The following is a 24908-nucleotide window of genomic DNA, read 5'->3' as shown; positions in this document are numbered from 1 at the left end:
GCGGGCGAGCGGTCCGTGGCGTCCGCTGACCACCAGGCGCGGAACGGGTCAGAGGCCCAGGACCACGGTCGCGACGGAGAAGTAGATGAGCAGTCCCGTGGCGTCCACGATGGTGGTCACCATCGGCGAGGACACCACCGCCGGGTCCACACCCACCTTGCGGGCCAGCAACGGCATGGAGGAACCGATGACCGCCGCCCACGTACACACCGCGATCACCGAGCACGCCACGACCGTGGCGACGTCCACGCCCACCAGAAGGGAACCGATGCCCAGGGCCAGCCCGGCGAGGAGGAAACCCAACAGCAGCCCGACACGGGCCTCCTTCCAGATCACCGACGGCAGGTCCCGTACCCGGACCTCACCGACCGCCAGGGCGCGCACGATCGCCGTGGCCGACTGGGCGCCGACGTTCCCGCCCGTACCGATGAGCATCGGCACGAACAGGGCCAGGGCGGTGACCGCCTCCAGGGCCGACTCGAAGACCTGCATCACGTTGACCGTCAGCGTGGCCGCCACGATGAGCAGCATCAGCCACACCGCACGCGCCGCGACCAGGCGCAGCACACCGACGGACACGTAGTGCTCGGAAACCGGGCTGGAACCGGACTGGCGGGCCATGTCCTCGGAGTCGGCGGCCTCGATGACCTCCAGGGCGTCGTCGAAGGTCAGAAGGCCCAGGAAACGCTCCTCGGAGTCCACCACCGACAGGGAGACCAGATTGGCCTCCTGCATCAGTCGGGCGGCGTCCTCGACCGGCTCCGTGGCGCGCGCACGCGGCGCGAACACGTCCACGATGTCCTTGATCAGGCGGTCGTCGTCGCTGACCACCAGGTCGCCCAGGGTCACCGTCCCCACCATGCGGCGGCCGTCGCTGACCACCGGAAGGGTGTAGATGGTCTCGGCGTCGGCCCCCTTCGCCCGTACGACCTCCAACGCGCGCCCCACCGTCAGGTCGCGGTGCAGGATGACCGTCTCCGGGGTCATGTACCGGCCGACGGAGTCCTCCGGGTACCCCAGGAGGGCGGCGGTCATCCGGCGTTCGGAGGCGCTGAGCCCGGCCAGGGCGCGGGTGGCGATCTTGGCGGGTGCCTCGCCGATGAGACGGGCCCGGTCGTCCGGGTCCATCTCCTCCAGGATCTCGTGGAAGGCCGTGTCACGCAGCCCCAGCAGGATGGCCTGCTGCTGGACAGGGTCGAGCTCCTCGAAGACCTCCAGCTCGCGGTCCTTGTCCAGGAGGCGGAAGGGGATGATCGCCTCGCCGCCGTCCATGCGGGAGAGCTCGTCCGCGATCTCGTAGGGCCTGTGTTCGGCCAACCAGAGCCGGATACCGGTCAGGTCGTTGGTACCGACCAGGTCGATCAGTTCTTCAGCGCGCTCGCTTTCTGGCATGCGAAGCACCCCCTCGCGTTCTCCTGCGCCCGGTGGGGGATCCACGGGCGGCACGGTCCTCGCACAAGCAGGTGGGCCGGTCGGTGTACGGCCCCGCTCCGGTCCCGTCGTCACTGGTGTGGTGGACCGTGCGTCGGGTGGGCGCCCGGGGGCGGAAGGGCGGGCACGGTGATCCGGGGACGTGTACGGTCTGACCGCCGTACGCGGGACGGGGAGCATCCCGACCCTACCCGGCGTAGGGACCCGGCGTCGCACCGGCACGGCGACGGAAGCGCGACGGCGGTGGGAACGACGGGGGAACGGACAGGTCCGGGGCCTGTGGAGCACGGCCGCGGCGGAGTGGACGGTCACGGCCCCACGTCGCTTCGGTGCGGGTCAGTCGCGCCAGAGGACGACCAGGGCGCAGTCGTCGTTCTTGTCCTTGCTGAGGGTGTCCACGATCTCGTCCGCGCCGGTGGCGAACCCCCGGGGGACGAGCCGCTCCGCCGCGCCGAGGAGCCGGTCGATCCCGGCGTCGAGGTCCTCGCCGGGGGTCTCGATCAGGCCGTCGGTGCAGAGCATGATGGCGTCGCCGGGCCGGAGCTCGCCCTCCACGGAGGTGTAGGTCATCTCGGGGATGACCCCCAGGACCACGCCCTTGGCCTCGGTGGTGTCCCACACCCCACCGCCGCTGTCGTAGTGCAGCGCGGGCGGGTGTCCGGCGGAGGCGATCTGGTACTCGCCCGTGCCCAGGTCCACACTCAGGTGCACGGCGGTGACGAAGCCCTCCCCGCCGCCGTTGCGCATGAGGTAGTCGTTGCAGTGGGCCAGGAAGTCGCGGGTGGGCACGGCCCCGATCAGCCCGCTGAACGCGCCGGAGAGCAGCAGCGCGCGGGTTCCGGCGTCCACCCCCTTGCCGGAGACGTCCACGACCGCCACGTCCAACTGGTCGCCTCTGCGGATGGAGACGACGAAGTCGCCGCCGAAGGACGAGCCGCCCGCCTGGCGCAGGACGGCGGTACGCCCCCACCCCTCGGGCAGCTCGGGCATCCTGCCCTGGCGCCGGAGGCGGTCGCGCAGGTCCAGCAGCATCATCTCGCCGCTGAGTCCCTGTACGCCGAGGCGCTCGCGCACGCCCGACAGCAGGTAGGACAGCACGCCGGTGACGCCGATGGTGACGAGCAGGCCGGGGCCCACCTCACCGAAGTCGAGCATGAAGGCGACGAACACCAGGACGGCGGCGACCACGGCCAGCAGGAAGGCCAGGCTCTTGCGTTTGAGGAGGAGTCCGCCGGCCAGGACGGTGAGGATGGTGGAACTGGGCGGGAACCAGCCGGAGGGTCCCCACACGGCGCCGACCCCGATGCCGACGGCCAGGACGACGAGGGTGATGAGGACGAGCCGATAACGGAAGAGCACCTTCCGCCTGAGCACCGCGATGAGCCGCTGCGCGGTGGAGCGCAGCAGCCGGGTGGTCCTGGCGGTCGGTGTGGGCTTCATGTATCCCCTGCGTTGCACGCCCGCTCACCAGCGGGGGTTCGGTTCTCGTACGGAAGCGGTCGGAGTTGGGCACGGGGCCGCGTCGCCGCCGGGCACGTGTCCGACGTACGGGGCGGTGTGTGGGGCGCGCCCTGGCCGTGGTTGCCGGAGGTGCCGACCGGAGGACACCACCGCGCCGCGGGCTGACGAGGGCCCGCCACTGTGCACGAACTGTAGCGCGGGGGGTGTGACCGTGGCACGTGCAACCAGCGGTGTTCTCCCCCCAAACCACGGATTTGGGTTCAGCCGATAACCGAGCGTACGGAGTCGGGCACTACCCCGACACGGGGGAACGGCTCCGTATGTCGGGGATGTTCACCCCTCTCGGACACTGACTCGCGACCGGACGCCCTCCATGGCCGGGCCGTGCGATCGCGCTCCGCGCCCCGGTGGCGCGGCCGGGCTCCAGGTTCTCACAGGGATTCGGCGCAGGCCAGGGAGCCTCGTCCCCCGGAGGTGGGGCCGGACACGGAGGCCGAGAGGGCGGCGAACCGGCCGAGGAGGACGGTCTGGGAGGCGACGGACGGCGTGGGTCCGTGCCTTCCGCACCGCGCCCCTCCGCCACCGTGTGGGGACGAGGGGAAACGGACGGCCGACGGTGTGTCGGGGAGCTCCGGAAACGCGCTTCCCGGAACCTCCCCGTCACACCGTCGTGGCGGTCACGCCCCGGGAAGCGGCGGAAGGTCGCCGGTCTCCTCGTAGGCCGTCAGCATCGCGATACGGCGGGTGTGCCGCTCCTCGTCGCTGTACGGGGTGGTGAGGAAGACCTCCACGAACCTGGTGGCCTCCTCCGGGGAGTGCATCCGGGCGCCGATGCCGAGCACGTTGGCGTCGTTGTGCTCGCGCGCCAGGCGGGCGGTCTCCTCGCTCCAGGCCAGGGCGGAACGCACTCCCCTGACCTTGTTCGCGGCGATCTGCTCGCCGTTGCCGGAGCCGCCGACGACGACGCCCAGGGAACCCGGGTCGGAGGCGACGCCCTCGGCGGCACGCAGCACGAAGGGCGGGTAGTCGTCCGCGGCGTCGTAGGCGGAGGGACCGGCGTCGACGACGTCGTGGCCGTGCTCCTTCAGCCAGGAGACGAGGTGTTCTTTGAGCTCGTAGCCCGCATGATCTGATCCAAGGTAAACACGCACGGGTCCAGTCTGGCAGGTCACGGCGGTGACAGACGCAGCGCCCCGCTCGCGGACGCGGAGCGGGGCGCTGGTGGCACTCGGGTCCCTCAGAGGCCGGCGGAGGCCGCGGCGGCGACGCTCAGCCCGAGGACGGCGAAGATCGCCATGGAACCGATGGCGATCACGTTGTACAGGACGATCGCCTTGATGTCCTTACCGAGAGGGCCTGCCTTGGAGACCGCGGGCTTGTTGCTCAACTCACACCTCGTTCGGGGTTCGACCAGGGGTATCCCGTCAGAATTTTTCCACACCACACAACGCGGTTCTCACCGGGGCCGATTCCTGACGAGAGGCCCCGGGGCCCATGAGTCCGCGCACATCCGGGGCGTCCCCGGCCCGTCCCGGGCGGAGGACGCCCCGGAGGGGGAACGTCACATCTGGACGGCCTTGACCTCGCAGAACTCCTCCAGGCCGTGCAGGCCCCACTCGCGGCCGTTGCCTGAGCGCTTGTAGCCGCCGAAGGGGGCGCGGGGGTTGAGCGCGCCTCCGTTGACCTCGACCTGTCCGGCCCGCAGGCGCCGGGCGACGGCCAGGGCCTGTTCGGAGTCACCGGCCCAGACGGCGGCGTTGAGCCCGTACACGGTGTCGTTGGCGATCGCGACCGCCTCCTCCTCCGTGTCGTAGGGGATGAGGACCAGCACGGGGCCGAAGATCTCCTCCTGGGCGACGCGCATGTCGTTGCTCACGTCGGCGAAGATGGTCGGGCTGACGTAGTAGCCGGTCGGGCGGCCCTCGACCGGTTCGGGGCCGCCGGTGACCAGGCGGGCGCCCTCCTCCACACCGAGCGCCACGTACGAGCGGACCTTCTCCAGCTGCGCCGCCGAGACCAGGGGGCCCATGCGGGTGGCCTCGTCCTCGGGGTCACCGGGAACGTACTTGGCCGCGGACTCGGCGGCCAGGGAGACCGCCTCCTCGTAGGAGTCGCGGTGCACCAGCATGCGGGTGAGCGCGTTGCAGCTCTGGCCGGTGTTGCGCATGACGTCGGCGACACCGCGCTTGACCGCCTTGGCGAGGTCGGCGCCGGGCAGGATGACGTTCGGGGACTTGCCGCCCAGTTCCAGTGCGACCTTCTTGACGGTCTCCGCGGCGACCTGGCTGACCCGGGTTCCGGCGCGGGTGGAGCCGGTGAAGGACACCATGTCCACCCGGGGGTGCGCGGCGATGGCCTCGCCGACGACCGGGCCGGTGCCCGACACCAGGTTGAACACGCCCGCGGGCAGGCCCGCGTCGTGGAACACCCCGGTGAGGGCGTAGGCGCTGAGCGGGGCGACCTCGCTGGGCTTGAGGACGACGGTGTTGCCCGCCAGGAGGGCGGGGACGACCTTGAGCACGATCTGGTGGAGCGGGTAGTTCCACGGGGTGATGGCGCCGACGACGCCGACGGGTTCGCGCACGATGAGCGAGTTGTCCACCCTCTCACCGCCGAAGTAGCGCTCGCCGGCCTCCTCGACCAGGTCGATGTAGGTCTGGAACATGACGGCGGGCAGGCCCGCCTGGACCTTGCGGGCGAACCCGGTCGGGGCGCCCATGTCGCGGGTGAGGTCCGCGGCGATGTCGTCGATACGGGCGTTGAACAGTTCCAGGGCCTTGGCCAGGTGGGTGACGCGCTGCCCGGGTGTGAGCGCGGCCCAGGCCGGGAGGGCCGAGGCGGCGGCCTCGACCGCGGCGTCGACGTCCTCGGTGGCTCCGGCCGGAACGGTGTCGATGACCTGTTCGGTCGCCGGGTTGACCACGTCCAGGGCATCACTGGAGGCGGAGTCGCGCCAGGCGCCGTCGATGTAGAGGGATCGCATGGACCCCACTTTCGCAGAACGGGATTCGGGTTGACCAGCCCGGCGACGCGCCCCGGTGGTTTCCCCGATGCGCGGGGAAGGCGGGTACCGCGGCCGGAGGCCGACCGTTGGGGGGTAGCCCGCCCAGGCGCGAAGCGCCCCCGGCGGGCGGGCGGGTCAGTCCCAGTGCGGCGGGCGCTCGGCCATCAGCCGCGCGGTGGAGTCGTCGTCGGGGTCGCCCCAGCCGGGCCCGTTCTCGTCGCTGGTGGTGTCGGGCAGGATGTCGAGGTCGTCGAGAAAGTCGACCCTGCGCTCGTCGTCGGGTCCGGGCACGGTCCCCTCCCCCTTCCTGTGTTCCGGCGGGGCCGCTCCCGCCGCTGGTGTCCGCCTCCAGTGTGCACCGGGTTCGCACGCCACGGCGCCCGCCCCACCGGGAGAGCCCGTGGGGCGGGTCCGCGGATCCGGAGGTCGCGGGTCAGTCGAAGACGGGGCCCCGGGTACGGGTCCGCTTGAGCTCGAAGAACCCGTCGGTCCCGGCGACCAGCAGGACGCCGTCCCAGAGCTTCCCGGCTTCCTCACCACGCGGGATGGGGGTGAGGACCGGGCCGAAGAAGGCCACGTCACCCACCTGGACGACGGGGGTGCCGACGTCCTCGCCGACCAGCTTCATCGCCTCCGCGTGCGAGGCGCGCAGGGCCTCGTCGCGGCTCGTCTCCGAGCCCGCGTCGGCCAGCTCCTCGGGCAGACCGGCGTCGGCCAGCGCCGCGCGGATCGTGTCCGTGGTGCGCGGCTCGCCGTTGTTGTGGAAACGGGTGCCCAGGGCGGTGTACAGGCCGCCCAGGACCTCCGCGCCGAAACGCTGCTCGGCCGCGATGCACACCCGCACCGCCTCCCAGGACGCGTCGATGGACGCGCGGTACTCCTCGGGCAGGTCCCGGCCCTCGTTGAGCACGCCCAGGCTCATCACGTGCCAGCGCACGCGGACCGGCCGCACCTTCTCCACCTCGACGAGCCAGCGCGAGGTGATCCAGGCCCACGGGCACGCGGGGTCGAACCACATGTCCGCGTACTCGGTCTCCCGCTCGCCGGGGATGGGGGTCTGCGTCATCGAAGCTCCTCGGATGGTGACAAAGGGACTCGCACTTGGGGTCGTAGGAGTGCAACCCCGGTCATCGGTTGCGCATTCCGCCTCGGCGCGTGGCAGGATCGTGCCGAGTTGAAGACGACCCCCGGCCCCGGACGACGTTCCACCCCAGGCGGCGGACTCGCCGTGGTCGGCAACGATCCGGCCGGCGACGACGGCGGCCGTGGAGGGAGCGTGGCGTGGCAGGGAACCTGACACGGGACGAGGCTCGGGAGCGGGCGCGGATTCTCAGCGTCGACTCCTACGCCGTGGAGTTGGACCTGACCACCGGTGCCGAGACCTTCCGGTCCACCACCGTGATCCGTTTCTCCAGTTCGGAGCCGGGGTCGCGGACGTTCGTCGAGCTCGCCGCCCCCAAGGTGCTCACGGCGACGCTGAACGGCACCGATCTGGACCCGGCCGAGCTGTTCGACGGTGAGCGCCTGGTCCTTCCCGAGGTGGCGGGGGACAACGAGCTGACGGTGGTCGCCGACGCCGCCTACATGCGCACCGGCGAGGGCCTGCACCGGTTCGTGGACCCGGTCGACGAGTCGGTGTACCTGTACACCCAGTTCGAGACGGCCGACGCGCACCGCATGTTCGCGTGCTTCGACCAGCCCGACCTCAAGGCGACCTTCGAGCTGACGGTGTTCGCTCCCCCGTCGTGGGAGGTCGTGTCCAACAGCGCCCCCGACGTGGAGCGCGAGGCGGCGGGCGAGGAGCGGGTGCGCTGGCACTTCCCGGCCACTCCGGTGATGTCCACCTACATCACCGCGCTGATCGCGGGCCCCTACCACGTGGTGCGCGACGAGCACGACGGCATCCCGCTGGGCCTGTACTGCCGCGCATCGCTGGCCGACCACCTGGACGCGGACGAGCTCTTCGACATCACCAAGCGGGGCTTCGACTTCTTCCACGGCCTGTTCGACCTGCGGTACCCGTTCGGCAAGTACGACCAGCTGTTCGTGCCCGAGTTCAACGCCGGTGCCATGGAGAACGCGGGCGCGGTGACGTTCCTGGAGGACTACGTCTTCCGCTCCCGGGTCACCGACGCCCGCTACGAGCGCCGCGCCGAGACGATCCTGCACGAGATGGCGCACATGTGGTTCGGTGACCTGGTCACCATGCGCTGGTGGGACGACCTGTGGCTGAACGAGTCGTTCGCGACCTACGCCAGCGTGTACTGCCAGGCCAACGCCACCCGGTGGACCGACGCCTGGACGACGTTCGCGAACGTGGAGAAGGGATGGGCGCTGCGCCAGGACCAGCTGCCCTCCACCCACCCGGTCGCCGCCGACATGGTCGACATCCAGGCGGTCGAGGTCAACTTCGACGGCATCACCTACGCCAAGGGCGCCTCGGTGCTCAAGCAGCTCGCGGCCTACGTGGGCGTGGACTCGTTCTTCGCGGGCGTGCGCGCCTACTTCAAGGAGAACGCCTTCGGCAACACCGAGCTCAAGGACCTGCTCAAGCACCTGGAGGCCGCCTCGGGCCGCGACCTGTCGGGCTGGTCACGCGACTGGCTGGAGACCACGGGCGTCAACACGATGCGTCCGGAGTTCGAGGTGGACGCCGAGGGCCGCTTCACCTCGTTCGCCGTGCTCCAGGAGGCCGCCGCCGAGCACCCGACGCTGCGGTCGCACCGCCTGGCGATCGGCCTGTACGACCGCACCGACGAGGGCATCGTGCGCCGCGAGCGCGTGGAGCTGGACGTCAGCGGTGAGCGCACCGAGGTGCCGGAGCTGGTCGGCCTCGCCAGGCCGGACCTGGTCCTGATCAACGACGACGACCTCACCTTCACCAAGATCCGTCTGGACGAGCGCTCCCTGCGCACCGTGGTGGAGGGCGTCGGCGAGATCCGCGAGTCCCTGCCCCGCGCGCTGGCCTTCGGCGCCGCCTGGGACATGACCCGTGACGGCGAGATGGCCGCCCGCGACTACGTCGCCCTGGTCATCTCCGGGATCAGCGGTGTGGACGACGTCATGGTCGCCCAGACCCTCCTGCGCCAGGCCACCGCGGCGCTGCACATGTACGCGGACCCGGCGTGGCGTCCGTTCGGTTTCGAGNCCGAGCGGCTGCGCGAGCTGCTGACCTCCGCCGAGCCGGGCGGGGACCTCCAGCTGGCCTACGCCAACGCGCTGGCCGCCGCGGCGACGGGTGACGCCCACCTGTCGCTGCTCCGGGGCCTGCTGGACGGCGCGATCACCGTGGACGGCCTGGTGGTGGACACCGACCTGCGGTGGACTCTGCTGCGCCGCCTGGTCGCGTCGGGCAAGGCCGGAGAGACGGAGATCGCCGCCGAGCTGGAGCTGGACCCGACGGCCGCGGGGCAGCGGCACGCCGCCGGTGCCCGGGCCGCGATCCCCACGGCCGAGGCCAAGGCCGCCGCCTGGGAGCGGATCGTGGGCGAGGAACTGGCCAACGCCGAGTTCCGCGCGGTCCTGCTGGGCTTCACCGAGCCCGGCCAGGCCGAGCTGTACCGGCCGTACGTGGACCGGTACTTCGCGCAGCTGGGCCCGGCCTGGGAGAAGTGGACGGGCGAGTTCGCGCAGACCTTCGCCGAGGTGGTGTACCCGAGCGGTCTGGTGGAGGAGGCGACGCTGGAGCGCACGGACGCCTACATCGCCGAGGCCGACCCCGCCCCGGCGCTGCGCCGCCTGCTGATCGAGGGCCGGGCCGGGGTGGAGCGCGCCCTGCGCGCCCGGGCCACCGACATCGCCGCGGGCGAGCGGCGGGAGTAGTCGGGGAACGGCCTCCCGGAGGAGGTGTCCTCCGCCCCGCCGCCCGACACGGTGGCGGGGCGGATGGCGCAGAGGGCGGGCACCCGCGGCCGGAGGCCGTCCGTCGGGGGCGGCGGAGGGCGGCGAGGAGGGCCGGAGCCCCCGGAGAACCCCCGCCCATGGCCCGGCCGGAGACGTCGCCGGTGTGGCTGCACGGGGTTCCACCCGCGCCGATCCTGTACTTGTGGCGGGGACGGAGCGTCGAGCTACGAGTACGGGGTCGCGGCGAACAAGGGCGTGCCTGTGCGCCTTTCCGGCCGTGTCTGGAGAGCGTGCCTCGGCACACGTGCCGTCTGGAGGGCGCGGCCCCGTCCGCCTAGAGGGCGCGTCCCCGCCCTCCGCCGACCGGACCGAGGGTCCGCCGGATGCGCGCCACCATGCGCGGGTCGGCGAGCAGTTCGTCCACGAGCACCGGCTCCCCCTCGCCGCTGGTGAGCGGGATGCGCCAGTTCGGGTACTCGTCGCTGGTGCCGGGCTGGTTCTGCATCCGTCGGTCCCCCACCACGTCGGTGAGCGCGACCCCGATCATGCGGGCGGGTGTGGCCGCCAGGTAGGCGTGCATGGCCGCCACGACGGCGGCCGGGTCGGTCACCGGGTCGACGTCGTCGTCGAGCAGCCCCAGCTCCACCAGGAGTTCCCGCCACCGCTCCACCCTGGCCTCGACGTCGGCGCGTTCCTCCTCCACCGGGCGCCCGAGCAGCCCCAGCCGGTCGCGCAGTTCCACGTGCTCGGTGGACAGGAACGACACCACCGGGGGCAGGTCGTGGGTGGCGACCGTGGCCAGGCAGTCGGTGCGCCACTCCCCGGGCGGACGCGGCCGCCCCTTGGAGTCCTGCTCGAACCACAGCACGGACGTGCCCAGGACCCCGCGGTCGGCGAGGTGCCCACGCACCCACGGCTCCACGGTTCCCAGGTCCTCCCCGATGACGACGGCGTCCGCCCGCTGGGCGGCCAGGGCGAGCGTGCCCACCATGCCCTCGTGGTCGTACCTCACGTAGGTGCCCTCGTCGGCGGAGGCGCCCTCGGGCACGCACCACAGGCGGAACATGCCCATGACGTGGTCGACCCGGACGCCTCCCGCATGGCGGAGCGTCTGGGCGAGGATCTGCCGGAACGGGTCGTAGCCCAGCTCGGCCAGGCGTCGCGGATGCCAGGGCGGCTGCCCCCAGTCCTGGCCCCGCTGGTTGAACTCGTCCGGCGGCGCCCCCACGTGCAGACCGGGTACGAGCGCGTCGCCGTACATCCACGCGTCGGCGCCGCCCGCCTGCACGCCGATCGCCAGGTCGTGCACGATGCCGACGCCCATCCCCCCGGCCTCGGCGGTCATCTGCGCCTGTGCGAGCTGTTCGTCGAGGATCCACTGGAGCCACCGGTGGAACTCCACCGCGGGCCACCGGCGCAGGGCGTCCTCACCGACGGCGCGGGTGTGGACGTCGCGCAGCCGGTGGGGCCAGGTCCGGTAGTCGGTGCCGTGCTCCTCGGCCAGGGCCGACCAGGTGGCGAACTCCACCAGGGGCCGTCCCTCGCGCTCCAGGTAGGCGCGTAGGGCCGCCTCCCGTCCGGGCGCCCTGGGCACCTCGAAGAGCACCTCCAGGGCGGCGCGTTTGGCCTCCCACACGGAGTCGCGGTCGAGCAGGTCAGCGGTGCGTCCGCGTTCGCGCAGCGGCCGGGCCAGGCGCTGGATGCCCTCGCGCTGGGCGGGGTCGAGCCGGGCGTACTCGGGCACGTCCTCGATACGGATGTAGAGGGGACTGGCGTAGCGGCGGCTGACCGGCAGGTAGGGCGAGGGTTCCACCGGGGTGCGCGGCTCGGTGGCGTGCATCGGGTTGATCAGGGCGAAGTCGGCGCCCAGGTCGCGCGCGCTCCAGTCGGCGAGTTCGGCGAGGTCACGCAGGTCACCGGTGCCCCAGGAGGCACGGGAGCGCACGCTGTAGACCTGCGCCATGATCCCCCACAGGCGCGGATTGTCCCTGAGCGCGCTGGGTTCGATGCGGTCGGGGACCACGAGCAGGGGCGCGTCGTGCTCGGCGCCGTCGTCGGTGACGCGCAGGGTGTGCACGCCCGTCGGCAGTCCGGGGTCGAAGGGCAGCAGGGAGCCGTCGGAGGTCTCGACGGCGCCGCGCGCCCCCTCCGGCAGGACGAGGTCGGGTGCCTTGCCCTCGCGCAGGACGCCCGCCGGTGGCAGCGGCCCGCGGGGGACCGCGGTGTCCGGTGACTCCGGGTCCACGCCCAGGGCCGCCAGGACATGGCGGATGGTGTCGGGGCTGACCGGGACCCTCCGCCCCCGCCAGTCCTCATAGGTCGTCGCGACTCCGTGCTGCTCGGCCAACCGTGCAAGCTGAACGTCCCTCACAGCATCCGATCATGCCCTACCAGGGACTCCGTACACCGGAGGCCGTCCCGGCGTGGGACCAGAACGTGCCCGGAGTACTGGCCGATAACGGTCACCGGGCACAGCGTCGCCGGACGGCTCCGCGCGTACGGACGGACGTCCTGCACAGGACGTTCATCACCTCGCCGAACGTCGGTGCCGTCTGCATAATCGAAGGTGTGCTCGCGAACTACCGGCGGCTCTTCGCCGTCCCCCATGTCCTCTCCCTGCTGGCCTGGTCCCTGATCGCGCGTTTCTACATGCCGGGTCAGATGATCGCGGTCACCTTCCTGGTGGAGGGGTGGACCGGCTCCTACGCCCTGGCGGGGCTGGTCGCGGGCGCCTTCCCCCTGGGAGCCGCGCTGGTGGGTCCGCTGCGCGGCCGGATGGCCGACCGCGGCGGCACCGACCGGTTGGTGCTGACGTGCGCTGTGGTGTTCAGCGTGGGGATGCTGGGCCTGGTGCTGCTTCCTGAGTCACTGTGGTGGCTGTCGCTCCCGTTGGCTCTCGGTACCGGGCTGTTCGGGACACCCGCGAACCAGATCGTGCGGTCGCTGTGGCCACGGATGACACGCGGCCCGGAACGGCAGGCGATCTACGCGGCGGAGGCGACCACCCAGGAGTTGTTGTTCGTCTTCTCCCCCATCCTGACCGCGGCCGTGGTGGCCTTCGCCGGTGCGCGGTGGGCGATGGTTCTGCTGGCGGTACTGGCGCTGCTGGGCGCGGCCGGGTTCGCCCTCGCGCTGCGGCGGGCCGGGGTGGCCGGGCCCGCGCCCGACGACGGTGACGCCGAGGAGGTGGAGCAGGGGCCCCGCCGGACTCTGCTGCGCCACCCGGCCCTGGTGCTGCTGTTCCTCATGTGCCTTCTGATGATCAGCGGGGTCATGGGGGTCGACCTGGTCCTCGTGGCGTGGGCCAACGAGCTCAACGCACCGCAGTACGTGATGGTGCTGGCCTCGGTGTGGGCGCTGGGCTCCCTCGTGGGCGGCGCGGTCGCGGGCGGGCTGCGCGGCCGTCCCCGTCTGGTGCTGCGCTGTTTCGGTTCCGCGCTGGGTGTGGCTGTGCTGGTGCCGTTCGTGCCGCCGGTCACGCACCTGCCCACCCCGCTGCTGGTCACACCGTTGCTGTTCCTGTCCGGTATGGCGCTGGCACCGACCCTGGCGGCGGTGATGAGCCGCCTGGGAGACCTGGCCCCCACGCGGCGGCGGGCCGAGGCGTTCGGGTGGATGGCCACGGCCATGGGTGTCGGCGGCGCGGTGGCCAGTCCGCTGAGCGGTGGACTGATCGACCTCATGGGGATCGCGGGCGGTGTGCTGGGCGCGGCGGTGCTGATCCTGGTGGCGGCGCTGTTGAGCCCCTTCGTTCCCGTGCCCCGGCCGGAGGCGGCTCCGGAGGGGGAGACCGCCGAACCGGCCGGGGACGGCCCGGCGGTGGCGCAGGGCGCCCTGGGCCCGGCCCCCCGCTGAGGGGCGTCGGCGTTCAGCCGTTCCATCGGGGTGGGACGCGGTGCGCCCACGGCCGGGCGCGTTCGAGTTGCGCGGACAGGGAGAGCAGGGTGCCCTCGCCTCCCACGCGTCCGGTGAGCATGGCGCCGATCGGCAGCCCCTCGCGCGACCAGTGCAGGGGAACGCTGACCGACGGCTGCCCCGAGACGTTGTGGACCGAGGTGAACGGCGTGAACGCGGTCATCCGCGCGAACTCCTCCTCCGGGCCGCCGCCGGTGAAGTGGCCGACCGGGACCGGGGGCGCGGCCAGCGTGGGCGAGAGTACGGCGTCGAACGGTTCGGTCGCGGCGACCAGGGAGCGCACACCCCTCTGGAGGCGGGCGCAGGCGGCGATGTGGGCGGGAACGGGTGTGGCGCGGGCGCGCTCGCGCAGCCACTGGTTGAGGGGGCTGAGTTCGGCCTCGCGTTCGGGATCGACGGGGGTGGCCGAGGCCATGGCCTCCCAGAGCACCTGGAAGTCCTCCATGAAGGAGCCGCCGAAGTGGGCGTCCCCGGGGGTGGGGACCTCCTCCACCTCGTGGCCGAGGTCGGTCAGGAGGCGGACGGTCTCCTCGTGGGCGGACAGGACGTCGGGGTGGACGGGGATCCCGGCGGAGCCGGTGGTGGCGTAGCACCCGATGCGCAGGCGGCCGGGTTCGCGGTCCACGTGGTCGGTGAAGGTCTCCCCCGGCGGCAGGGGCGGGGCGGCGAAGTGGTCGCCGGGACCGGGACCGGACATGACGTTCAGGAGGAGGGCGGCGTCCCGGACGTCGCGGGTGAGGGGACCGGCGGTGGACAGGCCCACGAGGTCGGGTTTGGGTGCCCCGGAGATCCGGCCGCGGGTGGGTTTGAGGCCGAAGAGCCCGCACGCGCTGGCGGGGATGCGGATGGATCCGCCCCCGTCGCTGCCCTGGGCCACGGGGGCGAGTCCGGCGGCGACGGCCGCGGCGGCGCCTCCGCTGGAGCCGCCCGGGGACAGGTCGGTGTTCCAGGGGTTGCGTGAGGGCGGGGCGACGGCGTTCTCGGTGTAGCAGCTCGAACCGAACTCGGGCGTGTTGGTCTTCCCCGGGATGACGGCGCCCGCGGCACGGAGTCGGGCGACCATGTCGGAGTCGATCGGCGAGACGGCGTCGCGGAAGACCGTTGATCCGTGGGTGATCCGTACCCCGGCGACCGGATCGAGGTCCTTGACCGGCACGGGAAGCCCGAGGAGGGGCGGCAGAGCGTCGGGCGTGTCGCTCATCACACGCTTCTGCGCGTAGCGGGCTTGTTCAAGCACCTTTTCCGGAGTGACCGTAATGTACGCACCGAAGAGGTGGTCATACCTCTCGATCCGGTCCAGGCAGTGCTCAGCAATCTCAGTGGGAGACAGTTCACGACTGTGGACCATCGCCACGAGACGGTGGGCCGGAAGGTGATGGATCTGGGTCATGCCGAGCCAGGTTAGCGGGCACGTCCCGGGGCACCACGAGGATGGGACGCACTTCTCCAGAGAACCTGACCGAAAGGTGATCATTCCCTGTCCTGGGCCGCCGAACACGCATGTCGGCTGAGGAACGAGGGAAGAAAAGTGTGAGAAGTAATGCACTAGGACTCGGATATGGATGGAACTAACCTGTCCGACGTGAAATCGGCAACCACAGTGAACGGCAGCACTCCGTCATCCGAGGGGTCGGACCCGAAAAGGCCCGAAACCCTCTTCTTCCCCAACCAAAGAAAGAAAAACGACACTTCGGGCACGCGCGCGGTCTACGGCAGTCTCCGGTCGAACCAGTCCGTCCGCAGGTGGACCCTGCGCGGCGGCGTCGCGACCGTGGTGTCCGTCCTGACCGGTCTGCTCACGAGTGACTGGCGGATCGGTGTCACCTTCGGAATCATCGTCCTGGTCGGGATGATGGTCCACGCCTCCCGGCGCGAGTCGGAGATCCCCCGGTGGCGCAGGCCCTCGGCGGCACAGCGCAGGACCGAGGCCCAGCTCAAGGTGATGAAGCGACTCGGTTACCGCGTCCTGCACGCCCGCTCCGTCCCCGGCGGCAACGGCCAGATCGACCACTTCATCGTGGGTCGGCGCGGCGCGTTCGCGATCGACTCCGAGTCGTGGGACAAGCGCCTGCCGCTGCGCAACAAGCTGGAGCAGCTCTACCACGGGCGCTTCAACAAGAACGATCGGATCGACGAGGCGCTGGAGGAGGCCAAACGAGCGGAGGAACTGATCAACAACGCCCTGGGACGCGAGATCAAGGTGCGCGCGTCGCTGGCCATCTACGGCCCCACCATGCCCTGGGACAGCCACCGGCTGCGGGGTGTGGACATCATCACCGGGACCCGGGTCCGCAAATGGCTGCGTACCGGCCGGGACCGCCTGACCGAGACCGAGATCGAGGAGATCTACCAGGCGGCGGAGAAGGCCCTGCCGCCCAGGTACTGACGAACACCACGCCCCCCAACGCCGTACGGGCCCGGGACGGACCACAGCGCCGTGGCACCCGGGCCTTTCCCGCGTCCGGGCCCTCCCGGCCGCCGACCTGGGCACCCGCCGCGCCGACCCGCCACGCTCGTCTCACGATCCGGATGCCCCGTCTTCTCATACGAGACCAGACCGGTGCTCCGAAGGGCTACCATCGAGGGGAAACACCCGTAACGATGGGAGTCCACCCCATGCCAGCCCTACGCTCACGCACGGTCACACACGGCAGGAACATGGCGGGAGCCCGCGCCCTCATGCGCGCCACCGGCGTGGAGCGTGAGGACTTCGGCAAGCCCATCGTGGCCGTGGCCAACAGCTTCACCGAGTTCGTCCCCGGCCACGTCCACCTGCGCGAGGTGTCCGACGTGGTCGCCCAGGCGATCCGCGAGGCGGGCGGTGTCCCCCGTGAGTTCAACTCCATCGCCGTGGACGACGGCATCGCCATGGGCCACGGCGGCATGCTCTACTCGCTCCCCAGCCGAGAGCTGATCGCCGACTCGGTCGAGTACATGGTCAACGCGCACTGCGCCGACGCACTGGTGTGCGTGTCCAACTGCGACAAGATCACCCCCGGCATGCTGCTGGCCGCCCTGCGCCTGAACATCCCCACGGTGTTCGTCTCCGGCGGCCCCATGGAGGCGGGCAAGGTCACGGTGGTCAACGGCACCGCCACCACCGTCCGCAAGCTGGACCTGATCAACCCCATGATCGCCGCGGCCGACGAGAGCGTCTCCCAGACCGAACTGGACGAGATGGAGGAGGCGGCCTGCCCGACCTGTGGCTCCTGCTCGGGCATGTTCACCGCCAACTCGATGAACTGCCTCACCGAGGCGATCGGCCTGGCCCTGCCCGGCAACGGCACAGTGCTGGCCACCCACACCGCGCGCCGCGCCCTGTACGAGGACGCCGGACGCCGGGTCGTGGAGGCCGCGCGGCGCTACTACGAGGGCGACGACGAGTCCGTCCTGCCGCTGTCCATCGCCACCCCCGCGGCTTTCGGCAACGCCATGGCCCTGGACGTGGCGATGGGCGGCTCCACCAACACGATCCTGCACCTGCTGGCCGCCGCCACCGAGGCGGGCGTCGGCTTCGGGCTGCCCGAGATCGACGAGGTCTCGCGCCGGGTGCCGTGCCTGTGCAAGGTCGCGCCGAACACCGAGAAGTACCACATCGAGGACGTGCACCGGGCGGGTGGCATCCCCGCCATCCTGGGCGAGCTGGCCCGCGGCGGCCTGCTGGACACCTCCCTGCCCACGGTGCACGGCAAGACGATCGGTGAGTTCATCGCCGAATGGGACATCGTCTCCGACACCGTCTCGCCCGAGGCGGTGGAGCTGTTCCACGCCGCGCCCGGCGGCAGGCGCACGACGAAGGCGTATTCGCAGGACACGCGCTGGGACACCCTGGACACCGACCGGGAGAAGGGCTGCATCCGCTCCGTGGAGCACGCCTACACCAAGGACGGCGGACTGGCGGTGCTGTTCGGCAACCTCGCCCCGGACGGCGCGATCGTCAAGACGGCCGGTGTGGAGGAGGAGCTGTGGACCTTCTCCGGCCCCGCCAAGGTGTTCGAGTCCCAGGAGGACGCCGTCGACGGCATCCTCGGCAAGCGGGTCGAGCCCGGCGACGTGGTGGTCATCCGCTACGAGGGCCCCAAGGGCGGCCCCGGCATGCAGGAGATGCTCTACCCCACGAGCTTCCTCAAGGGCCGCGGCCTGGGCAAGGCCTGCGCGCTCATCACCGACGGGCGCTTCTCCGGCGGCACGTCGGGGCTGTCCATCGGCCACGCCTCCCCCGAGGCCGCCGCGGGCGGCGACATCGCCCTGGTGGAGGACGGCGACGTCATCAGCATCGACATCCCGAACCGGGGTATCACGCTGGAGGTCTCCGAGGAGGAGCTGGACACCCGTCGCGAGCGCCTGGTCAAGGAACTGGGCCGGTTCCAGCCGCGCGAGCGCCAGCGCCCGGTGACGGCCGCGCTGCGCGCCTACGCGGCCATGGCGACCTCGGCCTCGACCGGCGCGGCGCGCGACGTGTCCCAGATCGAGAGGTAGGCGGACGGGGCGGCTCCGGCGGGGCCGCCCCGTTCGTCCCTCAGGAGCAGCAGCCGCCCCCGCAGCACCCTCCGCCGGACGGCGCGGGGGCGGAGGCCACACCGCCCACCGCCACCGTGGACAGCAGCCGTACCGTGTCGTCGTGGCCCTGCGGGCAGGACGCCGGGTCCCCGGCCCGCGCCATCGGTCGGGAGAGTTCGAAGGTGTCGCCGCACTCGCGGCAGCGGAAGTCGTATCTGGGCATGCCGCCAGGATACGACCGCCCTCCGGCACGTGCCGGAGGGCGGTGGTGGTCCGCGGCGGAACCGGGTGGGACGCCAGGTCCCGGTTCCGCCGGCTCAGGCCGCCAGATGGGCCATGTACGGCTCCCACTGGGGGTCGCCGTGGAGGTCACCGTTGATCAGGCGCCAGTGGGGACCCTTGGGCACCTTGGGGGTGACGTGCAGCGTCCAACCGAGTTCGTCCAGGAACTTGTCGGCCTTGCGGTGGTTGCACGGCTTGCACGCGGCCACCACGTTCTCCCACACGTGCGCGCCTCCGCGGCTGCGCGGGATGACGTGGTCGATGGTCTCGGCCCTCTTCCCGCAGTAACCGCAGACGTGGCGGTCGCGCCGCATGAGCGCCACCCGGGTGAGGGGCACTCTGCGGCCGTGGGGGACGCTGATGTAGCGCCGGAGCCGAATGACCGACGGCACGTCGTAGGACCGTGTCGCCGAGTGCAGTACCGCGCCCGCGTCGTCCTGGTGGACGATCTCCGCCTTCTCTCTCAGAACGAGCAGGATCGCCCTGCGCAGGGGCAGTGTCGTCAGTGGTTCGAAGCTGGCGTTGAGCAGCAGCACGTGGCGGCGGGCGGTTCCTGTACCACCCTCCCGGCTGCCTCGGGCGCTCATCGCGTCACCCCGGCCGTCGTCCGTGACGGCCGTGTTTCCTCCCCGGCCAGCCGATCGGCCAGCCAGGAGACCTCCCTGTGCACCGATCCGCGGATCGGTGGTTCCGTACGCCTTGCCACACGGACCTCCCGGTGGTCCCGCCGAGTTGCGTCCCGCATTCAGTTTGCGTGTTCGGACCGCTCCGGCGCCACCCCAATTTTACGCTGGGCCGCCCAGAAACCGCGTGTTATCCCTTTTCCCGTCCCATTGTGCGCTGATCGCGCCCCGTTTCACCCTGCCGCCGCGCCGGACACGCCCGGAGGAACGGCGGTGGATAGAGTGCGAAGTATGCGTGAACTCCGCTACCCCCCGGCCGCACGGCTGGACATCATCGAGAACCTGCACGGACACACGGTCGGTGACCCCTACCGGTGGTTGGAGGACGAGGAATCGGCGGAGACCAAGGAGTGGGCCACCTCGGAGGACGCCCTGTACGCCGAGGTCTCCTCGCGGTTCGAAGCACGTGACTGGTTCGCCGACCAGGTGCGTTCCCTGCTGGGGGCCGGAGGCGTCGGGGCACCCGTGTGGCGGGGCGACCGCCGCTTCTTCGTCCGGCGCACCGCCGAGCAGGAGCACGGCGTGCTCTACGTCCAGGACGGCGACGGTCCCGAACGCGTCCTGGTCGATCCCGGGGCGCTCGACCCCGAGGGCCTGACCACCCTGGACGCCTGGAGGCCCGACCACTCCGGGCGGCTGCTCGCCTACCAGCTCTCCGAGGGCGGTGACGAGGAGTCCGTGCTCCGCGTCGTGGACGTCGACGGCGGCCAGCTCGTGGACGGCCCCGTCGACCGGGCCCGGTACAGTCCGATCGCGTGGCTGCCCGACTCCTCCGCCTTCTACTACGTGCGGCGGCTGCCCGCGGAGGAGGTGCCCGAGGGCGAGGAGAGCTACCACCGCCGCGTCTACCTGCACCGGCTGGGCACCCCCACCGAACAGGACACCCTGGTCTTCGGCGAGGGCCGCGACAAGACCGAGTACTTCACCCCGGTCGTGAGCCGGGACGGTCGCTGGCTCGTCCTTCTCGCCAACCGCGGCACCTCGGCGGCCACCGACGCCTGGATCGCCGACCTGTCCGAGGGGAACCTGGACGCGCCCCGTCTGGTCCCGGTCCAGGAGAACGTGGACGCCTCCCTGTACCCGCACGTGGGTCGGGACGGGCGCCTGTACCTGTTCACCGACCGGGAGGCCCCGCGCGGGCGCCTGTGCGTGGCCGACCCCTCCGCCCCCGGGTACGGGAACTGGACCACCCTGGTACCGGAGGACCCCGAGGCGGTGCTGGAGGGGTACGCGGTCCTGGACGGCCCCGACCTGACGCGGCCCGAGCTGCTGGTCGCCCGGAGTCGCCACGCGATCAGCGAGATCACCCGGCACGACCTGGCCACCGGCGAGTTCCTGGGCGAACTGGACATGCCGGGCCTGGGCACCGTGGTCGGGCTCGTCGAACGCCCCGAGGGCGGCCACGAGGCGTGGTTCGGCTACACCGACAACACCCACCCCTCGTCGGTGTACCACTACGACGCGCTCTCCGGCGAGGTGTCGCTGTGGGCCGACGCCCCCGGCGAGATCGACCTGCCCGACGTGAACGTGGAGCAGGTCACCTACGCCTCCGGGGACGGCACGGCCGTGCGCATGCTCGTGGTCTCGCCCGGGGAGCCCGCCGAGGGGCCCCGACCGACCATCCTGTACGGGTACGGGGGCTTCCGGATCCCCCTCACCCCCTCCTACTCCGCGGTGGCGCTGGCCTGGGTGCGCGCGGGCGGCGTGTACGCCGTCGCCAACCTGCGCGGCGGCCTGGAGGAGGGCGAGGAGTGGCACCGGGCCGGGATGCTCGCCAACAAGCAGAACGTCTTCGACGACTGCGCCGCGGCGGCCGAGCACCTGGTCGCCACCGGCGTGACCGACACCGAGCACCTGTCCGTCATGGGCGGCAGCAACGGCGGGCTGCTGGTGGGGGCCATGGTCACCCAGCGGCCGGACCTGTTCACCGCCGCGGTCTGTTCGGCGCCGCTGCTGGACATGGTCCGCTACGAGCGGTTCGGGCTGGGTCAGCTGTGGAACGTCGAGTACGGCACCGCCGACGACCCCGAGCAGCTGGGCTGGTTGCTGGGCTACTCGCCGTACCACAACGTGCGTGAGGGCACCCGCTACCCGGCGACGCTGTTCACCGTGTTCGACAACGACACCCGCGTGGACCCGCTGCACGCGCGCAAACTGTGCGCGTACATGCAGCACGCCACGTCGGCCCCGCCCGAGGAGCGGCCGGTCCTGCTGCGCCGGGAGTCCGAGGTGGGGCACAGCTCGCGGTCGGTGAGCCGCAGTGTGGCGCTCAGCTCCGAGCAGCTGGCCTTCCTCGCCCACCACCTGGGCCTCTCGGTGGGCTGACCTCCCCCTTCCCCGGTGTCCGGAGAGCAACAACACAGGAATCGGACACCGGGGACCGCCCCTTCCACCGGAACGCGTTGAGACAATCGAGAGGACACACCCCAGACAGCGCGAGAGGATCCGGACGTGACACAGACCGAGAGCGGAGCCGTCGGTACTCCGACCGCGCCCCGGCGGCACGTGCACCTCGCGCAGGTCCGCTACGCCGACCTGGACCCGCAGCACCACGTCAACAACGTGCGGATGCTGACCTACCTGGAGGACGCCCGGATCTCGTTCCTGCGTTTCGGCGGCGCGGTCGAGGGCGAGGAGGTCTTCGGCGCCATGGTGGTGGCCCGGCAGGAGGCGGACTACGTGGCGCCGCTGCTGCCGCGGTCGGAGCCGGTGCGCGTGGAGCTGTGGGTGACCGAGGTACGCAACGCCAGCTTCACCCTGGCCTACGAGATCCTGGACGACGCCAGGGTGTACCTGCGGGCGAGGACGGTGCTGGTCGGCTTCGACGTGCCCACGCAGAGCGCCCGGCGGCTCAACGCCACCGAGCGCGCCTTCCTCGCCGACTACGCCTGACTTCCCGGGGACCGGGGGTCCCCGGTCTCGGCGGCGTCACCTCAGGGAGATGGTGACGGCCTCGCCGTCGTCGTCCCCGTCGTCCCTGGTGGTGACCGACACCCTCCTCGGGTTGGCCACCTCGGGAGCGGTGGTCTCCTCGGGGACGTTCACCATGCTGTGCGCGGCCATGACCATGTACTCCCACAGCGGGCGTTCCAGGGCCTCGGGCAGGTCGAGGGAGTCCACGGCGTCACGCATGTGCCTGAGCCACAGGTCGCGCTCGGTGACTCCGATGCGGAACGGGACGTGCCGCATCCGCAGCCGTGGGTGTCCCCTGAGCTCGTTGTAGGTGCGCGGGCCGCCCCAGTACTGGATGAGGAACAGGCGCAGACGCTCCTCGGCGGGGCCGAGGTCCTCCTCCGGGTACATGGGCCGCAGCACGGGGTCGTCGGCCACGCCCTCGTAGAAACGCCGGACCAGGCGGGTGAAGGTCTCCTCACCGCCCACGGCCTCGTAGAACGTCATGCGCGCGGGCTCGTCGCCCGCGCTCTGCTGGGAATCGCGCGCGGAAGTCATCGCCCCCAGGGTATGCGACGGCCCCGTTCCCACAAGCGGTCCGCACGGTGGGGGAACAGACGGGCGCCGTTCCCGGCCGGGGTGGTGCGACCGCGTCCCCGTCACCGAGGCGGTCATCACCGCGGATTCATGGGAGGAAGGGTCCCCACGTCCGGTCCGCCGACCGGTGTCGCGGATGCGAGCGGAGCCGCACGCGTGACCCGGTCCGGCTGGTGAGGTCCCACGAACGGCCCGGCCCGTGGCCGGACCGGATGGTCCGGCCACGGGCCGGGGAGGGCGTGTCGCCGGGACTCGCCCTCAGTCGCGGGTGAGCTTGCGGTGGGTGACCGCGTGCGGGCGCGCGGCGTCGGGGCCCAGACGCTCGATCTTGTTCTTCTCGTAGGACTCGAAGTTGCCCTCGTACCAGAACCAGGAGGCGTCGCCCTCCCACGCGAGGATGTGCGTGGCGACGCGGTCGAGGAACCAGCGGTCGTGGGAGGTGATCACGGCGCAGCCGGGGAAGTCCAGCAGCGCGTTCTCCAGCGAACCGAGGGTCTCCACGTCCAGGTCGTTGGTGGGCTCGTCCAGGAGCAGCAGGTTGCCGCCCTGCTTGAGGGTGAGCGCCAGGTTCACGCGGTTGCGCTCACCACCGGAGAGCACACCGGCCGACTTCTGCTGGTCGGAGCCCTTGAAGCCGAACGCGGCGACGTAGGCGCGGCTGGGGATCTCGACCTTGCCGACCTCGATGAAGGTCTCACCGTCGGAGATCGTCTCCCAGACGTTCTTGGTGTCGTCGATACGGCCCCGGTACTGGTCGACGTAGGAGATGTCGACCGTGTTGCCGACGTTGATCGCGCCCTGGTCGGGGGTCTCCTCACCGACGATCATCTTGAACAGCGTCGTCTTACCGACACCGTTGGGACCGATGACGCCGACGATGCCGTTCGGCGGCAGCGAGAAACTGAGGTCCTCGATGAGCACGCGGTCGTCGAAACCCTTGGTGAGGTTCTTGACCTCGACCACGGTGTTGCCCAGGCGCGGGCCGGGCGGGATCTGGATCTCCTCGAAGTCCAGCTTGCGGGTCTTGTCGGCCTCGGTGGCCATCTCCTCGTAGCGCTGGAGACGGGCCTTGCTCTTGGTCTGGCGTGCCTTGGCGTTGGAGCGGACCCACTCCAACTCCTCCTTGAGGCGCTTGGCCTTCTTGGCGTCCTTCTGGCCCTCGACCTTCAGACGGGTCTGCTTGGTCTCCAGGTAGGTGCTGTAGTTGCCCTCGTAGGGGTAGAACTGGCCCCGGTCCAGCTCCAGGATCCACGTGGCGACGTGGTCCAGGAAGTACCTGTCGTGTGTGATCGCGACGATGGTGCCCGGGTACTTGGCCAGGTGCTGCTCCAGCCAGTTCACGCTCTCGGCGTCCAGGTGGTTGGTGGGCTCGTCGAGCAGCAGCAGGTCGGGCTGTTCGAGCAGCAGCCTGCACAGGGCGACGCGGCGCTTCTCACCACCGGAGAGCTGGGTGACGGAGGCGTCGCCGGGCGGGCAGCGCAGCGCGTCCATCGCCTGCTCCAGCTGGCTGTCGAGGTCCCAGGCGCCCCGGTGGTCCAGCTGCTCCTGGAGCTTGCCCATCTCCTCGAGCAGGTCGTCGGAGTAGTCCGTCGCCATCTGCTCGGCGATCTCGTTGAAGCGGGTCAGCATCGTCTTGGTCTCGGCGACGCCGTCCTCGACGTTCTCCAGGACGGTCTTGTCCGGGTCGAGGTGGGGTTCCTGCGCGAGCAGACCGACGGTGAAACCGGGCATGAGCCGCGCCTCGCCGTTGGACGGCTGCTCGATGCCGGCCATGATCTTCAGAAGCGTCGACTTACCCGCACCGTTGGGGCCCACGACGCCGATCTTGGCTCCGGGCAGGAACGACCCCGAAACGTTGTCCAGGACGACCTTGTCGCCGTGCGCCTTGCGCACGTTGTTCATGGTGTAGATGTACTCCGGCATGCCCCCAAGCCTAGGCCGTCGGGGGTTGCCCCCCCGCCATGGCGGGCGACCGGCCCGGCGGGAAAACGGCCCTCCCCGCCGGGTCGGGACGACGACGGCGGACACTCCGCCCCGAGGGGTGCCCCCGGAGCCCGTACGCCGGGCCCTGAGGGGGCTCCTTCCCCGGGCAGCCGCCCGGCCGGTCGCCCGCACACCACCAGGGGACCCGCCGGGCCACCGGTCTCCCGCTCACTCGTCGGGCCGCTCGCTCCTCGCCCGCAGCCAGCGGGGCGTGAACTCCCTCCAGCGTTCCACGGGCAGGCCCCAGGCCAGGGCCCGGCTCATCAGCACCGCCATGGAGTACCCCGGGTCGGCGGCCAGCGCGACCTCCAGGGCAG

Annotated in this window: 20 protein-coding genes; 6 read left to right on the top strand and 14 right to left on the bottom strand. The window is 71.3% G+C overall.

Annotation, left to right across the window (positions count from 1 at the left end; all coding sequences use genetic code 11):
- Positions 1–48 precede the first annotated feature (48 nt).
- The 7 genes from mgtE to D455_RS0124515 form a co-directional block, all read right to left on the bottom strand.
- On the bottom strand, positions 49–1392 hold the full coding sequence (gene mgtE / locus D455_RS0124545; protein WP_017573325.1) for a magnesium transporter: 1344 nt from the start codon (positions 1390–1392) through the stop codon (positions 49–51).
- 375 nt (positions 1393–1767) lie between these two features.
- Positions 1768–2871 carry a PP2C family protein-serine/threonine phosphatase gene (locus tag D455_RS0124540; protein ID WP_017573324.1) on the bottom strand — a complete coding sequence of 368 codons (1104 nt, stop codon included), beginning with the start codon at positions 2869–2871 and terminating at the stop codon, positions 1768–1770.
- Positions 2872–3569: 698 nt separating this feature from the next.
- Positions 3570–4043 carry a ribose-5-phosphate isomerase gene (locus D455_RS0124535; protein WP_017573323.1) on the bottom strand — a complete coding sequence of 158 codons (474 nt, stop codon included), beginning with the start codon at positions 4041–4043 and terminating at the stop codon, positions 3570–3572.
- Positions 4044–4129: 86 nt separating this feature from the next.
- Positions 4130–4279, bottom strand: a complete 150-nt coding sequence (locus D455_RS34650; protein ID WP_017573322.1) for a hypothetical protein — start codon at positions 4277–4279, stop codon at positions 4130–4132.
- 174 nt (positions 4280–4453) lie between these two features.
- A complete protein-coding gene (locus tag D455_RS0124525) occupies positions 4454–5875 on the bottom strand; it encodes an aldehyde dehydrogenase family protein (protein ID WP_017573321.1) in 1422 nt (473 codons plus the stop codon).
- 156 nt (positions 5876–6031) lie between these two features.
- Positions 6032–6187 carry a hypothetical protein gene (locus tag D455_RS34645; protein WP_017573320.1) on the bottom strand — a complete coding sequence of 52 codons (156 nt, stop codon included), beginning with the start codon at positions 6185–6187 and terminating at the stop codon, positions 6032–6034.
- 142 nt (positions 6188–6329) lie between these two features.
- Positions 6330–6962 carry a mycothiol-dependent nitroreductase Rv2466c family protein gene (locus D455_RS0124515; RefSeq protein WP_017573319.1) on the bottom strand — a complete coding sequence of 211 codons (633 nt, stop codon included), beginning with the start codon at positions 6960–6962 and terminating at the stop codon, positions 6330–6332.
- Positions 6963–7177: 215 nt separating this feature from the next.
- Between D455_RS0124515 and pepN the strand changes: the two genes are divergently transcribed.
- On the top strand, positions 7178–9718 hold the full coding sequence (gene pepN / locus D455_RS0124510; RefSeq protein WP_017573318.1) for an aminopeptidase N: 2541 nt from the start codon (positions 7178–7180) through the stop codon (positions 9716–9718).
- 355 nt (positions 9719–10073) lie between these two features.
- Here pepN and malQ read toward each other — a convergent pair whose 3' ends face one another.
- Positions 10074–12110: a 4-alpha-glucanotransferase gene (gene malQ, locus D455_RS0124505; RefSeq protein ID WP_026122942.1), complete on the bottom strand. Its 2037-nt coding sequence runs from the start codon at positions 12108–12110 to the stop codon at positions 10074–10076.
- A 197-nt stretch (positions 12111–12307) separates the two neighbouring features.
- On the opposite strand from malQ, the gene D455_RS0124500 reads away from it, so the two are divergent.
- Positions 12308–13594: an MFS transporter gene (locus D455_RS0124500; RefSeq protein ID WP_017573316.1), complete on the top strand. Its 1287-nt coding sequence runs from the start codon at positions 12308–12310 to the stop codon at positions 13592–13594.
- Positions 13595–13607: 13 nt separating this feature from the next.
- Here the strand turns inward: D455_RS0124500 and D455_RS0124495 are convergent, their stop codons facing one another.
- A complete protein-coding gene (locus tag D455_RS0124495; protein WP_026122941.1) occupies positions 13608–15044 on the bottom strand; it encodes an amidase in 1437 nt (478 codons plus the stop codon).
- Positions 15045–15254: 210 nt separating this feature from the next.
- Here D455_RS0124495 and D455_RS0124490 point away from each other — a divergent pair, with 210 nt between their 5' ends.
- Positions 15255–16040: a nuclease-related domain-containing protein gene (locus D455_RS0124490; protein ID WP_026122940.1), complete on the top strand. Its 786-nt coding sequence runs from the start codon at positions 15255–15257 to the stop codon at positions 16038–16040.
- 230 nt (positions 16041–16270) lie between these two features.
- Positions 16271–18133 (top strand): dihydroxy-acid dehydratase, encoded by a 1863-nt coding sequence (ilvD, locus tag D455_RS0124485; protein WP_083922426.1) that lies wholly within the window; start codon positions 16271–16273, stop codon positions 18131–18133.
- Positions 18134–18173: 40 nt separating this feature from the next.
- On the opposite strand, the gene D455_RS0124480 is transcribed toward ilvD, so the two are convergent.
- Together D455_RS0124480 and D455_RS0124475 are read right to left on the bottom strand one after the other, a co-directional pair.
- Positions 18174–18377 carry an FmdB family zinc ribbon protein gene (locus D455_RS0124480; protein WP_017573312.1) on the bottom strand — a complete coding sequence of 68 codons (204 nt, stop codon included), beginning with the start codon at positions 18375–18377 and terminating at the stop codon, positions 18174–18176.
- A gap of 94 nt (positions 18378–18471) precedes the next feature.
- Positions 18472–18972, bottom strand: a complete 501-nt coding sequence (locus tag D455_RS0124475) for an HNH endonuclease (protein ID WP_017573311.1) — start codon at positions 18970–18972, stop codon at positions 18472–18474.
- Between the two features lie 378 nt (positions 18973–19350).
- Between D455_RS0124475 and D455_RS0124470 the strand changes: the two genes are divergently transcribed.
- Positions 19351–21444, top strand: a complete 2094-nt coding sequence (locus D455_RS0124470) for a prolyl oligopeptidase family serine peptidase (protein ID WP_017573310.1) — start codon at positions 19351–19353, stop codon at positions 21442–21444.
- Positions 21445–21570: 126 nt separating this feature from the next.
- A complete protein-coding gene (locus D455_RS0124465) occupies positions 21571–22011 on the top strand; it encodes an acyl-CoA thioesterase (protein WP_017573309.1) in 441 nt (146 codons plus the stop codon).
- A gap of 36 nt (positions 22012–22047) precedes the next feature.
- Here the strand turns inward: D455_RS0124465 and D455_RS0124460 are convergent, their stop codons facing one another.
- The 3 genes from D455_RS0124460 to D455_RS34000 all read right to left on the bottom strand — a co-directional run bounded on the left by D455_RS0124460 (position 22048) and on the right by D455_RS34000 (position 24903).
- Entirely contained in the window at positions 22048–22569 is a 522-nt protein-coding gene (locus D455_RS0124460; RefSeq protein WP_026122939.1) for a globin, read from the bottom strand.
- Positions 22570–22866: 297 nt separating this feature from the next.
- Positions 22867–24531: an energy-dependent translational throttle protein EttA gene (gene ettA / locus D455_RS0124455; protein ID WP_017573307.1), complete on the bottom strand. Its 1665-nt coding sequence runs from the start codon at positions 24529–24531 to the stop codon at positions 22867–22869.
- 228 nt (positions 24532–24759) lie between these two features.
- The gene (locus D455_RS34000; protein ID WP_449289321.1) at positions 24760–24903 is read right to left on the bottom strand and encodes a hypothetical protein; all 144 of its coding nucleotides are present in this window, start codon (positions 24901–24903) and stop codon (positions 24760–24762) included.
- Positions 24904–24908 lie beyond the last annotated feature (5 nt).

It is taken from the genome of Nocardiopsis halotolerans DSM 44410, assembly GCF_000341065.1.
Classification (GTDB): Bacteria; Actinomycetota; Actinomycetes; order Streptosporangiales; family Streptosporangiaceae; genus Nocardiopsis; species Nocardiopsis halotolerans.
The sequence above is the reverse complement of the archived record's forward strand: the minus strand, read 5'-3'. Positions and strand labels throughout refer to the sequence as shown.

Bases quoted from the DNA above. Each gene is read 5' to 3' on its own strand.
- mgtE (WP_017573325.1), bottom strand. From the start codon at position 1,392: ATGCCAGAAAGCGAGCGCGCTGAAGAACTGATCGACCTGGTCGGTACC.
- D455_RS0124540 (WP_017573324.1), bottom strand. From the start codon at position 2,871: ATGAAGCCCACACCGACCGCCAGGACCACCCGGCTGCTGCGCTCCACC.
- D455_RS0124525 (WP_017573321.1), bottom strand. From the start codon at position 5,875: ATGCGATCCCTCTACATCGACGGCGCCTGGCGCGACTCCGCCTCCAGT.
- ettA (WP_017573307.1), bottom strand. From the start codon at position 24,531: ATGCCGGAGTACATCTACACCATGAACAACGTGCGCAAGGCGCACGGC.
- D455_RS0124460 (WP_026122939.1), bottom strand. From the start codon at position 22,569: ATGACTTCCGCGCGCGATTCCCAGCAGAGCGCGGGCGACGAGCCCGCG.
- D455_RS0124470 (WP_017573310.1), top strand. From the start codon at position 19,351: ATGCGTGAACTCCGCTACCCCCCGGCCGCACGGCTGGACATCATCGAG.
- D455_RS0124480 (WP_017573312.1), bottom strand. From the start codon at position 18,377: ATGCCCAGATACGACTTCCGCTGCCGCGAGTGCGGCGACACCTTCGAA.
- D455_RS0124515 (WP_017573319.1), bottom strand. From the start codon at position 6,962: ATGACGCAGACCCCCATCCCCGGCGAGCGGGAGACCGAGTACGCGGAC.
- ilvD (WP_083922426.1), top strand. From the start codon at position 16,271: ATGCCAGCCCTACGCTCACGCACGGTCACACACGGCAGGAACATGGCG.
- D455_RS0124495 (WP_026122941.1), bottom strand. From the start codon at position 15,044: ATGACCCAGATCCATCACCTTCCGGCCCACCGTCTCGTGGCGATGGTC.